The organism is Verrucomicrobiia bacterium (assembly GCA_035946615.1).
Taxonomy (GTDB): domain Bacteria; phylum Verrucomicrobiota; class Verrucomicrobiia; order Limisphaerales; family UBA8199; genus DASYZB01.
On record DASYZB010000053.1, the window covers coordinates 1 to 13,104 of the forward strand.

General features: G+C 58.0%; 17 protein-coding genes and 1 pseudogene. 17 read left to right on the forward strand and 1 reads right to left on the reverse strand.

Annotated features, from left to right (window positions below):
* Positions 1–250 precede the first annotated feature (250 nt).
* The 4 genes and pseudogenes from VG146_08565 to VG146_08580 all read left to right on the forward strand — a co-directional run bounded on the left by VG146_08565 (position 251) and on the right by VG146_08580 (position 2,096).
* Positions 251–667 (forward strand): hypothetical protein, encoded by a 417-nt coding sequence (locus tag VG146_08565; GenBank protein HEV2392402.1) that lies wholly within the window; start codon positions 251–253, stop codon positions 665–667.
* A gap of 188 nt (positions 668–855) precedes the next feature.
* Positions 856–1,038 (forward strand): annotated as a pseudogene (locus VG146_08570) (prepilin-type N-terminal cleavage/methylation domain-containing protein).
* A gap of 498 nt (positions 1,039–1,536) precedes the next feature.
* Positions 1,537–1,734, forward strand: coding sequence for a hypothetical protein (locus tag VG146_08575; GenBank protein HEV2392403.1), 198 nt, complete (start codon positions 1,537–1,539; stop codon positions 1,732–1,734).
* Positions 1,735–1,862: 128 nt separating this feature from the next.
* Entirely contained in the window at positions 1,863–2,096 is a 234-nt protein-coding gene (locus tag VG146_08580; GenBank protein HEV2392404.1) for a ferredoxin, read from the forward strand.
* Here the strand turns inward: VG146_08580 and VG146_08585 are convergent.
* Positions 2,093–3,361 (reverse strand): competence/damage-inducible protein A, encoded by a 1,269-nt coding sequence (locus tag VG146_08585; GenBank protein ID HEV2392405.1) that lies wholly within the window; start codon positions 3,359–3,361, stop codon positions 2,093–2,095. The genes VG146_08580 and VG146_08585 overlap by 4 nt on opposite strands.
* A gap of 99 nt (positions 3,362–3,460) precedes the next feature.
* Between VG146_08585 and VG146_08590 the strand changes: the two genes are divergently transcribed.
* The 13 genes from VG146_08590 to VG146_08650 all read left to right on the forward strand — a co-directional run bounded on the left by VG146_08590 (position 3,461) and on the right by VG146_08650 (position 12,950).
* On the forward strand, positions 3,461–4,453 hold the full coding sequence (locus VG146_08590) for a hypothetical protein (protein HEV2392406.1): 993 nt from the start codon (positions 3,461–3,463) through the stop codon (positions 4,451–4,453).
* Between the two features lie 3 nt (positions 4,454–4,456).
* Positions 4,457–5,056 (forward strand): MotA/TolQ/ExbB proton channel family protein, encoded by a 600-nt coding sequence (locus VG146_08595; protein HEV2392407.1) that lies wholly within the window; start codon positions 4,457–4,459, stop codon positions 5,054–5,056.
* A gap of 2 nt (positions 5,057–5,058) precedes the next feature.
* Entirely contained in the window at positions 5,059–5,484 is a 426-nt protein-coding gene (locus VG146_08600) for a biopolymer transporter ExbD (GenBank protein HEV2392408.1), read from the forward strand.
* 134 nt (positions 5,485–5,618) lie between these two features.
* On the forward strand, positions 5,619–5,864 hold the full coding sequence (locus VG146_08605) for a hypothetical protein (protein ID HEV2392409.1): 246 nt from the start codon (positions 5,619–5,621) through the stop codon (positions 5,862–5,864).
* Positions 5,864–6,790, forward strand: a complete 927-nt coding sequence (locus tag VG146_08610; protein ID HEV2392410.1) for a sulfite exporter TauE/SafE family protein — start codon at positions 5,864–5,866, stop codon at positions 6,788–6,790. Before VG146_08605 ends, VG146_08610 begins: the two co-directional genes overlap by 1 nt.
* A gap of 10 nt (positions 6,791–6,800) precedes the next feature.
* Positions 6,801–7,733, forward strand: a complete 933-nt coding sequence (locus VG146_08615) for a universal stress protein (GenBank protein ID HEV2392411.1) — start codon at positions 6,801–6,803, stop codon at positions 7,731–7,733.
* Positions 7,734–7,824: 91 nt separating this feature from the next.
* Positions 7,825–7,980 carry a small basic protein gene (locus VG146_08620; GenBank protein HEV2392412.1) on the forward strand — a complete coding sequence of 52 codons (156 nt, stop codon included), beginning with the start codon at positions 7,825–7,827 and terminating at the stop codon, positions 7,978–7,980.
* Between the two features lie 19 nt (positions 7,981–7,999).
* On the forward strand, positions 8,000–8,695 hold the full coding sequence (locus VG146_08625) for a pseudouridine synthase (GenBank protein HEV2392413.1): 696 nt from the start codon (positions 8,000–8,002) through the stop codon (positions 8,693–8,695).
* A gap of 3 nt (positions 8,696–8,698) precedes the next feature.
* Positions 8,699–9,847, forward strand: coding sequence for an SH3 domain-containing protein (locus VG146_08630; GenBank protein HEV2392414.1), 1,149 nt, complete (start codon positions 8,699–8,701; stop codon positions 9,845–9,847).
* Complete coding sequence (locus VG146_08635) at positions 9,825–10,727, forward strand: tetrahydrofolate dehydrogenase/cyclohydrolase catalytic domain-containing protein (protein ID HEV2392415.1); 903 nt, start codon at positions 9,825–9,827, stop codon at positions 10,725–10,727. The genes VG146_08630 and VG146_08635 overlap by 23 nt, the downstream gene beginning before the upstream one ends.
* Before the next feature lie 71 nt (positions 10,728–10,798).
* Positions 10,799–11,239 carry a hypothetical protein gene (locus VG146_08640; GenBank protein ID HEV2392416.1) on the forward strand — a complete coding sequence of 147 codons (441 nt, stop codon included), beginning with the start codon at positions 10,799–10,801 and terminating at the stop codon, positions 11,237–11,239.
* 102 nt (positions 11,240–11,341) lie between these two features.
* Positions 11,342–12,160, forward strand: coding sequence for a hypothetical protein (locus tag VG146_08645; GenBank protein HEV2392417.1), 819 nt, complete (start codon positions 11,342–11,344; stop codon positions 12,158–12,160).
* Between the two features lie 31 nt (positions 12,161–12,191).
* The gene (locus tag VG146_08650; protein HEV2392418.1) at positions 12,192–12,950 is read left to right on the forward strand and encodes a LysM peptidoglycan-binding domain-containing protein; all 759 of its coding nucleotides are present in this window, start codon (positions 12,192–12,194) and stop codon (positions 12,948–12,950) included.
* Positions 12,951–13,104: the final 154 nt, after the last annotated feature.

Sequence of the window (13,104 nt, forward strand, 5' to 3'; positions counted from 1 at the left end):
TCTACTCAGGGAACCGACTGGCTTGGTCGGGTTTTTAAGGCCAAGTTGCAGGTGAATGGGAGTGGCCGGCCGACCGGCTTGTCGATTGAGTACCCCCAAGAGCAACCGCATGCCGGGCGCAGTTTGAACTCGCAGATTGAAAGCGGCAGATTCGCTCTGCGAGCTATTTCTTCTTTTGCATTGCCACGGCGAGCGTCGTAGCCGTGGCGATCGCAAAAGAGAAAAAGAAAACCAAAACCAAAGCAGTAATATGAGACGAAGAAACACAAATATAATGTGCATTGCCGCCATTTGGGCGGCGCTCGTGGTGGGCAGCTACGCCCTTCATGCGTGCTGTTACCAACCAAGCAACACGGACGCTTGCCGAAACGTTCTGAACCCCCCACCCGACACCATAGTCGATATAAATGGCGAGGAGTGCGACATCACTACCGACTCCTCGTATGATGACCTCGTTGGCTGGAACTTCGAGACCTGTACCGGGCTCGGTACCATGTGCGCATGGAACACCACCTATTGTAACGTGGCATACGATTGTCCGTCGGGAATGGAGTCCATAGAGTATTATCTACCTTCTGGCCCGCCGACGTTAGTCGTAGTTTATGGCTCCTGCGGCAGTGACTGCAGCAACCCCGGCGGTAGTTGCGCAGACTGCCAGGACTTTTAGGGGTGCGTGGAGATCTCCACTTTAACGGGCGCTGAGAATTTTAAAACATCCCTCAACGAGGCGATCATTTGCGATAGAATTCATTCGCGCCCGCTCAGCGTCCTGGAGGACAGTCCCAGTGAGATCTTGATTTACCTGCGTACTAGTAGCGGGGTTGATGGTGTTTGAAACTAGACGGAGATACCGCCATGCGCACAAGCTTGTTTTGTGGTGAGCCCCCGAATTCTCGTGGGTTTACACTTATTGAACTGCTGGTGGTGATCGCCATCATCGCGATTTTGGCCGCGATGCTGCTGCCGGCGCTGAATCGCGCCAAGAGGAAGGCACACACGGTGGTGTGCCTGAGCAATCAACGGCAGATAAACCTGAGCTTTGGTGTGGCTAAAGACGGGCTGAATGGCAGGTTCGACCAGCCGGAACTGGGTGACTGGTACGCCAATGAGGTTGGACGGCTCGGCTCTCCGTGGATTTGCCCGAGCGCTCCGATAGTGCTTTCGTGGACGGATCCTATCTTTAACCGGGAGTTTGGAAACTATGGGGGTGCCGCCTCTGCCTGGATGTTTCCCGACTGGTGGGATTTCTATTATTTCAAGGGGGCGCCAAACGTCCCTTCTACAAAAAACGAGCGTCGGGCAGGAAGTTACGCGATGAATGGGTCATTTTTTGAAAAGGCTATAGATCTGCGGTTTCGACACAACGACTTTGGTACAACGATCGGTGGTAAAAATTGTTTCGTGACGGAGAATTGGATAAAGCAGCCGATGTGAACTCCGGTTGTCGCCGAGTGCAGGGAGAACACGTTGGAGCCAGCGGCGACGGACCGGCCCGCAATCAATCTCCGCGACTGTACTCCTGCTTATGTTTGGAGCATGGGCACAATGACTATGCCACGTCACGGCAACAGCCCTGCGTCGGCTCCGACGTACTGGCCGATGAATCAGCCGCTGCCAGGGGCGATTAACGTTTCATTTTATGATGGCCATGGCGAGACCGTCCAACTGGACCGCCTGTGGCAGTTGTATTGGGGACCGTATTATCAGCCGCCCGCCAGGCGCCCGGGATTGTGAGACAATCCCATCATGACCACGCAGCAATCCGCCACGCCCAACAACAGTTTCCCAGAATGCCCAGAATTAATGCGCTTGCCATGCCCCGGGGCGCTGCCCATATTGCGCGCCTGAACTGAAAGATTTTTATGGCTGATGTTGCAAACAAATACCCTGAAAATACAGCGGGCAAATATTACGTGGACAATCAATGCATCGATTGCGATTTGTGCCGCGAAACCGCTCCGGACAATTTCAAACGCAATGAAGACGGCGGCTATTCTTATGTCTATAAGCAACCCGAGTCGCCCGAAGAAGAAGCCCGCTGCAAGGAAGCCAAAGAGGGATGCCCGGTGGAAGCCATTGGTGACAACGGGGCTTAGCGCCCTGCTTGTATCGTTCGCCGCAACAAGTCCATTGCTTGCTGGCCGGTGATTTGCTTGAACGTTTCCCGGTCCAAAGGATTGTAGTTTCGAAGGACCTTGGCGCCAAACTCGCCGCTTAAACCGATGTACACCGTGCCGACCGGCTTTTCCGCCGTGCCGCCCGCCGGACCTGCTATGCCCGTGACCGACAAGGCATAATCAGCCCCGGTTTGGCGCCGCGCGCCTTCGGCCATCTGCCGCGCGACCTCCTCGCTGACGGCGCCGTGCTGGGATATAGAGGCGGCATCAACGCCCAGGAACTTGGTCTTTGCCTCGTTGCAATAAGCTACGATGCCGGCGAGAAGAACGGCTGAGGCGCCGGGCACATCGGTGATTCGATTGGCGATGCTCCCGCCGGTGCATGACTCGGCAAGCGCCAGGGTCTCGTGGCGTTGGGCGAGCAGTCGAACCAGCGTCCGTTCCAGCTCCTCTTCTTCAGAGCTATACAGGTCGAGCCCAAGTTGAGGGCAAACCAGGGCCTCGGCCTGAGCCACCAGGTCCGCAGCCTTTGGCCCGTGGGCCGCCAGGCGCACATCGACCTGGCCCGGACGGGCGCAATAACCCAATTCCAATCCGGCTTCCACCAACTGCAGCAAGAGCCCTCCGATTTTTCCTTCAACGCCTGATTCGGTTGTGCCCGTGGCGCGCAGTGTGCGGCATACAAAAATGGATTCACCGGCCGGAATGCGTCGCAGCAAAGGAATCACCGAATCAGTAAACATCGGGCGCAACTCACGAGGGGGGCCGGGCAACAGGATGAGCCAGCTCGATTGGCGCCCGGGACGGAAAAGATTGGGTTGCACCTCAATCGCCAGGCCCGGAGCAGTGCCGTGCGGGTTGGGCAATACCAGCGCACCGTCAGGCACTAGGGCTTGAACCCGCGTTTTCTGTGGCATCGCGCGGTTGCGCGCCTCGAAAAAGCCGCTGATATGCTTGAGGACAGCAGCATCTTCCCGCAGCGTTTTGCCAAGCAAATGCGCTATTCGGTCCCGCGTCAGGTCATCGGAAGTGGGCCCCAAACCCCCTGTGACAAAAATCAGGTCCGCCCGCCCGAGGGCTTCACGGACGGCGGTCTCTATCGAATCGGCGTTATCCGGAACAGCCACCTGGCGCTTGACGACATGGCCCAAGTCCGCCAGTTGCCGGCACAGCCATTGCTGGTGCGTGTTGAGAACCCGGCCCAAAAGCAACTCGCTGCCCGTATTGATCAATTCAACAGCCATGCCGGGCAGTGTCGGTAGGGATTTGGCGGGTGGCAAGTTTGTTAGGAGCGCTTCCTAAACAGTTGCCCCTCCAGCCGGGGTGCGGCAAGATGATAGCTGATGTCTGTTGCCGGAACGCCATCATTACACCAGGACCGGGCTGAGGCCTCGCGCCTGGTTTGGGCATTGGTCATATCATTGGCCATCCACCTGTTTTTTTTCGGCAGCTATTATGGCGCTAAGAAACTCCTCGCGTGGTATGATATCCATCACACGGCCTGGCTCCGCCCGCTCGCACAAGTGGCGGAGCTGTTGAACAAGAAACCAAACCCGCTCCAGCCCAGGCAGCAAGAGGCCCCGCTGATGTTCGTGGAAGTCACCCCACTCCAAGCCACCACCGAACCCCCTAAGGACGCCAAATACTATTCCGATAAAAGTTCCAAGGCCGCAAACCCGGACGCGAACAAAGACACCGCCACTCCGCTTATCAATGGCAAACAGACCGACATCGCCAAAACTGACGATGTCCCCCGCCCGAAATTTGTTCCACTTCAACCCACACCTCCTCCGCAGCCGGCCCAAAAGGAACTACCCGAGCTCAAACCACGCCCGACGCCCGAACCCGGGGACCTGACGATGGCGAAGCCTGAGCCAAGCCCGCCTAAGGACCCGGGAGAAGCGCCGGTTTCACGACCGCGGACGATAGCCGAGGCGCTGGCGCGCAAGCAGGACTTCAATCGCTTGGCAGGAGAAAAGATGAAAGAGGAGGGCGGAGTCAGCCGGCGTTTCAATACTTCACTGGATGTAAAGGGAACGCCCTTTGGAGCGTACGATTACGCATTTATCCAGGCGGTCGAGCAACACTGGTATGACCTGTTGGATGAGCGCCAGTACGCCTCGGACAGCCGCGGTCGAGTGGTGCTGCACTTCACTTTGCACTATGACGGGCGCGTTACCGATATGGAGATGGCCGAAAACACTGCCGGGGAGGTCCTTGGGTTGATCTGCGAAAAGGCCGTCCTGGACCCCGCCCCTTTTCAGCCTTGGCCGATTGAGATGCGGCGCGTGATGGGCGAAACCCGGAACATTCAATTCACCTTCATTTATTACTGATTTATGGAAACCATCGTTTATGTCCTGCTGGGCCTGACCTCGATTGTGGGTCTGGCATTTATTATCGAACGAGGGATTGCCTTGCGCTGGCGCCGGGTGCTGCCGGTTGAAATCGAGGCGGCGGTGCAATCCTGCCAGACTCCCGAGGATGTCCCGATGCTGCGCCGGGTTTGCCAGCAGCACCGCGCCCCCATGAGCAGCCTGCTCATCCTGACTGCCGACCACATGGATTGGCCCAAAGTCGAGAATGTCGAGGCCCTCCAAACCCGCGCCCGGCACGAGATCGCCAGGCTCGAACGCGGGTTGGTGGTGCTGGAAATCATTGTGGGCATTGCGCCGCTGCTGGGCCTGGTCGGCACCATCCTGGGCATGATGACCGTCTTTGGTGATGTAGGCGAGAAGGGCCTGGAGAATGCCGCCAAGCTGGCCCAAGGCATCTCTCTTATTCTACGGGCGACCCTCATGGGTTTGCTCATTGCCATCCCGGCGCTGATTTTCTGGAGTTATTACACCAAAAAAGTCGAGACCATCGCAGTCGAGATGGAGACGATTTGCGATGAATTTATCCGCCGCCAGTACCGCGAAGAGGTGGCAAAAAGGTAACCATGCGCTTTTACGTTCATAAACGGCGGCATCCGCCCGCCATTATTATTGTCGCTTTAATCGACATCCTCATCGTTCTGCTGATTTACCTCATGGTCACCACCACCTTCAAGCAGCAGCCCGCGCTCAAGCTGGCTTTACCCGAATCGTCCCAGGCCCAAAAGACCGGCGCGAACGAAAGCGCCCCGTTGGTTGTGAGCATCGATCCTAAAGGAAACCTGCGTCTGGGACCGGATGCCATCCCGGTCACAGCCGATGGCCTCAAGCAGCGATTGGTCGATGCAGCCGTCAAAACCCCGGGACTCAAACTGGCGATTAACGCCGACCAAAGCGCCCCGTTTGGCCAAATCGTTAAGGTCATGGACGCCGCTAAGGAGGCCAACATCAAAATGGTCAACGCCTTTACGAAGGAAACGCCAAAGCCATAGGAATCATCAAGCCAAGCCAGCGTCCCCTGGGGTAAAAACCGACTATAGGAGCGGCAGTCACCCGGCTAGGTTGTTCCGACTCGCGGGTGCTCGTGTGGATGCGGTATAATGTCGGCCGGCGCGCTCCGGGGACCATGAACCGGGAATTTAAAAATTCACTAAAATCCTTTTCCCTGGAGTTCGTGCTCTATGCCGCTCTGGTGGCGGGCTATTATTTTCTGGTGCTGCATTTCCTGGGCGCCTGGTTGTGGCGCCTTTTTCAAACCGAGCGCCGGGCCTATGCCTTCATCGCGTTGGGTCTGATTGTCGGCCAGGGATTGCTGCTGGAACTGCTCACTCGCCTGCTGCTGGCCTGGCTCAAACCACGCGCGGAGGATTGATGCACTTTCCCATCGCCGGCGTAGTTATCAATCCATTTTATCTGATCGGCGTGGGCTTTATTGTCGGCATCTTGGGCGGCTTTTTCGGCGTTGGGGGCAGCTTTTTGGCCGGTCCCGCCCTCTTTGCCGCCGGTGTGCCGATGAATTTTGTGGTGGGCACTGACCTGGCCCATATCGTGGGAAAATCAATCGTGGCGGCGCGCAAACATCGCGCGTTGGGCAACATCGATATCAAGCTGGGCTCGATTATGGTGGGCGGCACGATCGCCGGTGTGGAGGCCGGAGCGCAATTGATCCAAGCCTTGAAGCGCGCTGCAGATATCGACGCGGTCGTCGGCTGGACGTTTGTGGTGATCCTGACCGGCATTTCCGTGTTTATGAGCTGGGAGAGCATCAAGACCCTGCGCTCGCATGGCCCAGGGGGGCGCTCACGACCGGGGGCGCATCCATCTGGCCGCGATCATTCCGCAGCGGCCCACATTTGGCGCGCGGTGCATCGGATTAGTCTGCCCCCGCATATCAGCCTGCCGGTCTCGGGGATTAAGCGCATCTCAATTTGGGCGGTGTTGCTGGTGGCTTTTGTCGGTGGTTTCTTCAGCGGGTTTTTGGGTGGCGGCGCCGGCTATATCCGGATGCCGTGTTTTATTTATCTTTTGGGCATACCCACTCATATCGCTATTGGAACAGACCTCTTTGAGATCATCATCTCCGCCAGTTATGGCACTCTCACACACGCTCTTAAAGGCAATGTCGATATCCTCATTGCCCTGGTCATGCACACCGGCGCCGCTATTGGCGCTCAAATGGGCGCTACCCTGACCCAGTATTTCGTCGGCCCTCGCATCCGCCTGGCGTTCATCCCGCTGCCCATTATCGGAGCGCTCATCATGATCCATGGCCTCATGATGGGACACCACGGCCACTGATTCCCTGCTCATGAGCGCCACAATAGAAAAGAAAACAGATGCAGGCCCGCTCCGAATGCTCCTGTGCAGCGATGGCTCGGAGCAAGCGGACCGCGCCGTCCGCGTGGGCGCCGCCATCGCCGCCGGATGCCAGGCCGCGGTCACGTTGCTGGGGATTGTGGAAAACCCTGGCAATTTCAATTCCATTCTCGAGTCGCTCAAGCGCGGACAAGCTCTGCTGGAAGATAAGAAAATCCATGCCGAACTCATCACCAAGGCGGGCGAGCCGCTCGAGGAGATTATCCACCGAACGGAAGAGGCCGCCTATGACCTGGTGGTCATTGGCGCCGTGCGCAAGGAAACCCGCGGCTTATTCTGGATGTCCTCCAAATCCTACAAGATCATCAAAGAAATCAAGCCCCCCGTGCTCATCGTTGCGGGCCAGGTCGCCACTATCAAGCGGGTGCTCATTTGCAGCGGCGGCAAGCGCTATATCGATGACGCCGTCCGGTTGACCGGCCAAATTGCCCATGGCGCCCAGGCCGTCGTGACGCTGTTGCACGTGATGCCTGAGCCCCCGGCTATTTTTGCGGGCCTGCCTCGAATCGAACAGACCTCCGCCTGGTTGCTCGAATCCCCTTCGGAACTGGGCCGTAATTTGCGGCACGAAAAAGAGATGCTCGAATCCATGGGAGTGACCGCCGAGGTCCGCCTGCGCCATGGGCCGGTCTTGGAAGAAATTCTGCGCGAGGTGCAACGCGGTGATTATGACCTGGTGGTGACCGGGTCGGCACTCAGCCGCAGCTTGCGCACCTACATGTTGGGCGATATCAGCCGTGAAATCGTCAACCGCGCCAACCGCGCCGTCCTGGTCGTGCGCAGCCGCCACAAACCCCTTGTCCCATCGTGGCGATTGCCAAGCTGGTTCGGGGGCGGGCAACGCTCTAAACCGTTAGCAGATTAGCATTGGCATTCGACCCGCCCCGTGCTACATACACCCTCCGCTTGGAACTTTGAGCGGATTGAAACAACCGAATAAACAGGAATTTTGATTTATGTCACAACACCGGAGTTTGCGCGCCGCCGCCACCTTGGGGGGCAAACGCAATGTGCTGAAACGCTTTGAACGATTGGAGTTGTTGAAAAAGCGCGGTCAATGGAAACCGGGTGATCGCATCACCGGCTTGCGCAAAACCAAGGGCGAGGCCTAAGACCTGTATTCTGGTTCGTTTGCAAAAATATCTTGCCGATGCCGGGATTGCTTCCAGGCGGGCCGGGGAGCAGATGATTCTGGAGGGACGCGTGGCGGTCAACGGCCAATCCATCACGGCTTTAGGCGCCAAGGTCGATGAGGCGCATGACCAGGTCTCGGTCGATGGCCAACTCGTCCGCCCGAAACGCAAAATTTATCTCGCGTTGAATAAGCCGCGCGGGTTGGTTTGCTCACGAAAAGACGAATTCGAGCGCCCGACAATTTACGGGCTGCTGCCCAGAGAATGGGGCCACTTGCACTCGGTTGGACGGTTGGATTTCAATAGCGAGGGCCTGCTCTTTCTGACCAATGACGGCCAGTTGAGCCTGCGGCTGACCCATCCACGCTACGGCATGCACAAGCGCTACCTGGCAACCGTCGAGGGCCGGGTCCAGGAGCAGACCTTGCGCCTGTTCACGCGCGGAATCTCGCATCAGGGCGAAAAACTGAAGGCCGAAAAGGCGCGAATCATTTCCGCCGGAACCTCTCAAAGTGTCGTTGAACTCGATTTAGCTGAAGGCAAATATCGCGAAGTGCGGCGGCTCTTCGAGTCCCAGGGCATTTCTGTGAAGCGTTTGCAACGCATTCAGATTGGCAACATCAAATTGGGCGAGCTGCGCCCGGGCAGATGGCGGACATTGACATCAGCCGAAATTAAATCTCTACTGAGCTAAGTTATGAAAATGACCTGTTGGCTTTTTTTAAGCACGATGCTTTCGACCGGCTTGCTGGCTCAGCAGGCGACCGACGCGCCGCCCGCTGCGCCCATCCAGAGCCCCGAGTTGGCCCCAGCCATTACCAATGCCCCCGGCCCAACCCAGGAGAACTCGACAAACGCCCCGGCCGTCAAAGCGCCCAAACGCAAACACTCTCCCAGGAAACACAGCGCAAGTGCCGCCAGAAAAAAAGACCCCGCCGCTGAATTGAGAACGGTGCCGCTGGTAGCCGGCCCGGCGGTCGTGGATGCCAACCATGTCAATGTGCGCGGGCAAGCCAAACTGAAGAGCGAAGTGGTCACGCGATTGAGCAAAGGCCAGACCGTCACGGTGCTGGAAGAGATTACTCGAAACCACTCAGGACCCAGCGAACCCTCCGCCTGGGCCAAAATCCTTCTGCCAACCAATACGCATGTTTGGGTCAAGTCCTCCTATATCGACGCGACAAACCAAACGGTTCTGGCCAGGAAACTCAATCTGCGCAGCGGCCCCGGGGAGAATTATAGTGTGTTGGGCCGATTGAAGCGCGGGGATTCCGTCAAGGCCGTTGGGGCTAAGAACGACTGGACGCAAATCGAACCGCCGGCTGATGCCTACGCGTTTGTCGCCGCCCAATTCCTGAAGCAGGAGCCGGCGGAGACTGCGCCAACGCCTGCCGCCCCTGCCGAACCGCCCGCTGCCCCGGCGACCGTCGCCGAGGCCACTCCGCTGGCCCCTGCTCCTGCCGCTAACCCGGCTCCGGCGCCGGCCATCGAGAACCCGGCTCCAACCAATGCCCCGCCAGAAACGCCGATGGTTACAACTCCAGCGCCCGAGGAGCCGCCACCCAAGCGCATCGTGCAGCACGAAGGCGTGGTGCGCGGCACCTTCAGCATCCAGGCCCCCACGCATTTCGAGCTCATCAGCCCTGAAAATGGCCGGGTGATTGATTATCTCTACACCACCTCGCCAAACCTCGACCTGCGCCGCTACAAAGGCTTGCGCATCATCGTCACGGGCGAGGAAGCCCTCGAAGAACGCTGGGGAAATACACCCGTCATTACCATCCAGAAAATTCAGGTCCTGGACGATTTTTCCCCGCTGCCTAATGGCGCCGGCCAACCTAATTGACGGGCGCGCCATCGCTCGCCAACTCCAGAGCGAATTGGCCGGACGCATTGCCACTCTCAAATCGCGCGGCATCGAGCCGGGCCTGGCTTTCGTGCGCGTCGGCGAAGACCCCGCCTCCAAAGTCTATGTTGGCCGGAAGGAAAAGACGTGCCACGAATTGGCTATCTATTCCGAAACGCACGTACTCCCCCAGAGCGCCAGCGAAGCGGAGTTGCTGGCATTAATCTCCAGGCTCAACGTCAATCGGCGCCTGCACGGAATTCTGGTTCAAGCGCCGCTCCCGGCCCACATTCGCGCCTCGCGCGTTTATTCGAGCCTGTCGCCCGAGAAGGACGTCGATGGTTTTCATCCGGTCAATATGGGAAAGCTGATGTTGGGTGATACTACCGGGTTCGTGCCGTGCACTCCGGCGGGCATTCGCGAGTTGCTCACGCGCTCTGAAATCACCATCAGCGGCGCGGAGGTGGTCATTTTAGGGCGCGGTAACATTGTCGGCAAACCGATGGCGGCCCTGTTGTGCCAAAAAGAAAAAAATGCCAACGCCACCGTAACGTTGTGCCATTCGGGCACGCGGGACATCGGGACGCATTGCCAGCGGGCGGACATCCTGATCGCGGCGATGGGGGTCGCGCAGTTCGTCAAATCCGATATGGTCAAGCCGGGCGCAGCAGTGATTGACGTTGGAGTCAATCGAATCGTTGATGCTTCAGCCCCAAGCGGCTCGCGTTTGGCAGGGGATGTGGATTTCGCGGCCGTGCAACCGATTGCCGGCAAGATCACCCCCAACCCAGGCGGCGTTGGGCCCATGACCATCGCCATGCTGATGCACAATACCGTCCGGGCTGCCGAGTCCAGTGTGCAATCAACTTCCACCAGATGAGCCTTTCCTCCTGAACCAACTGCAGCCGCCCAGCTCTCAACGTCAATGCAAAACCCTCCTCCCCGAATCTGATGCAAGCCACCCGAATCCTCCCTGATTTGCAATGCTCACTCTTGTGCGAAGAAATCCGCCAGGAAGTCACTGGCAATTTTTTTCTCATCGGCGTGATTAATTTCATTCGAGTCCCCCAACTGCCCGTTGTGGCTCTCAAGCTCAGTTTATTCAATCGCTGGACTGCCGGAGTCGGGCAATTCACCGAAACGGTTCGTTTCATCGCGCCGGACCAAACGACGGTGCTGCGCAAAGGCGAAGTGAAATTCCAGTTGCAGGATGCGACGCTTCACGCGACCAATGTCACCGTTTTCGGCCAGGTCGAATTGAAGGCCGCAGGCGCTTACTACGTCGAAGTCCTCGTCGATGATGTCATGAAGATTCGCTACCCTCTCTCGGTCATCGTCACACCCCCTAACCAGCCGCCGCAGGCCCCGCCACCGCAGACGCCTGCCTCCTGAAGGCCCTGGCGACAGCCGCCGCCCCACCGCTGACCCAGCACTTAACATTTTGCCGCTGAAGCCTGTCGCCGAGCGGCAATTGATGTTAGAACATGAACAGATATGGACTCAGAGCCCTTGGCCTGGCAACCGCTGACCCCTCGATGCATCGCCGCTTTCGCGCGCGCCTCGTTTGGCCGGCTGTGGCTCATTCAGTTTGTGGTGAGTCTGCTTGCAGCCGGAGTCGTGGTTTGGTTCGTCAAAACGGATTGGTATCCCGTGATTGCCGAGGCGATTGGACAACTGCCCCCGCAGGGCCAGGTTCGCTCGAGCCGGCTGCTTTGGAATGCCGATTCACCCGTCAGCCTGGCCGAGAATCGGTTCCTGGCCCTCACCGTGGACCTTAACCATACTGGTGAGGTCCGTTCGCCCGCGCATCTGCAGGCCGAGTTTGGAACCAGCGATATAAAATTGATTTCGTTATTCGGTTTTCTGGAGTGCCCTTATCCGCGTGGCTACGTTGTCCCTTTCAACCGGACGGACCTGGGGGCGTGGTGGGGCGCCTGGGGCCCCATCCTGCTGGCCATAACCGCAGGCGCCGTCGTGCTCTGGCTTTTTTGTTCCTGGTCACTCCTGGCGACGGCCTACTGTTTGCCGGCCTGGTTGCTCGGCTTTTTTGCCAATCGCGATTTAACCCTGGCCGGCAGTTGGCGTTTGGCAGGCGCGGCCTTGATGCCCGGTGCGCTGTGGCTGATCGGGGCCATCCTCCTCTACGGCCTGGGTTGGCTGGATTTAGTGCGCTTGATGGTGGCTGGAGCAATCCATTTTGTTATTGGCTGGATTTATCTTGGTTTTGCAACCTTCAACGCTCCACGCCATCCCGTCGCAACGGAGCCTGCGGGCAATCCATTCGGCAAAACAGAAAACCCAACAGGTCATTGAATGTTCATCCGGCTTTGTTTAGTGTCCTCCTATGACTCGTTCGGCTGGTCTGGTTCGTGTTGCCCTAGGTCTGCTGCTCATTTTTTCCCTGGGCGGCTGCATGCCCGCAGCCAGCCAGTTGGATGAAGAACGAGAACCCCACTTCCTCGCCGGCAAAAGCCGAATCAGCACGATGGATTTTCAGGGGGCGATGGAGGCCTTCGAACAGGCCCTTCAGGTCAATCCCCAATCGGCTTCTGCTCATTTCGAACTCGCCTGCCTTTGCGACCAAAAAGAGTCCGACCCCGCCGCCGCTATTTATCATTATGATTGTTACCTCAAGCTGCGCCCGGGCGCTGAGAATGCCGGGGTGGTCAAAGAGCGCATTATGAAATGCAAACAGCAGTTGGCGCAAACCGTCTCTCTGGGGCCAGTGTCCGAAAAAGTGCAGCACGACCTGCAAGAACTCACGCAGGAGAATCAAAGACTCACCGAACAAAATCGGGTTTTGAAAGCTCAACTGGATAGCTGGCAAGCTTACGCCGCGCGCCTCGATGCGCTCACCAACCAACCACCCGCTGCCATCCCATCCAGAGCCCCTTCTCTTGTCGCTGCGCCTATTCCAACCAACCTTGCCGAGGCTCCCACTGCGCCAACCACTCACCGCACCCACACCGTCAAACCCGGCGAAACCCCCATCCTCATCGCAAAGAGATATGGAATCCGGCTCAACGCTCTCCTGGCCGCCAACCCGGGACTCGACCCGCGCCGATTGCGCGTCGGCCAGAACTTGAACGTGCCCGGTCGATGAAAGGAAAAAAAATCAAAAAAATCTTTGAACAATTCGTCAAGGCGTTAGTCAAAATCCAAATGGCTTCTTGCGTCCTCATGCGGAGCTTGGCGCAGGGAGAGCAGTGTAAGCGGGTGGCAAAGCAGTCTTGCTTTTCTCACCCCTGGACAATGAA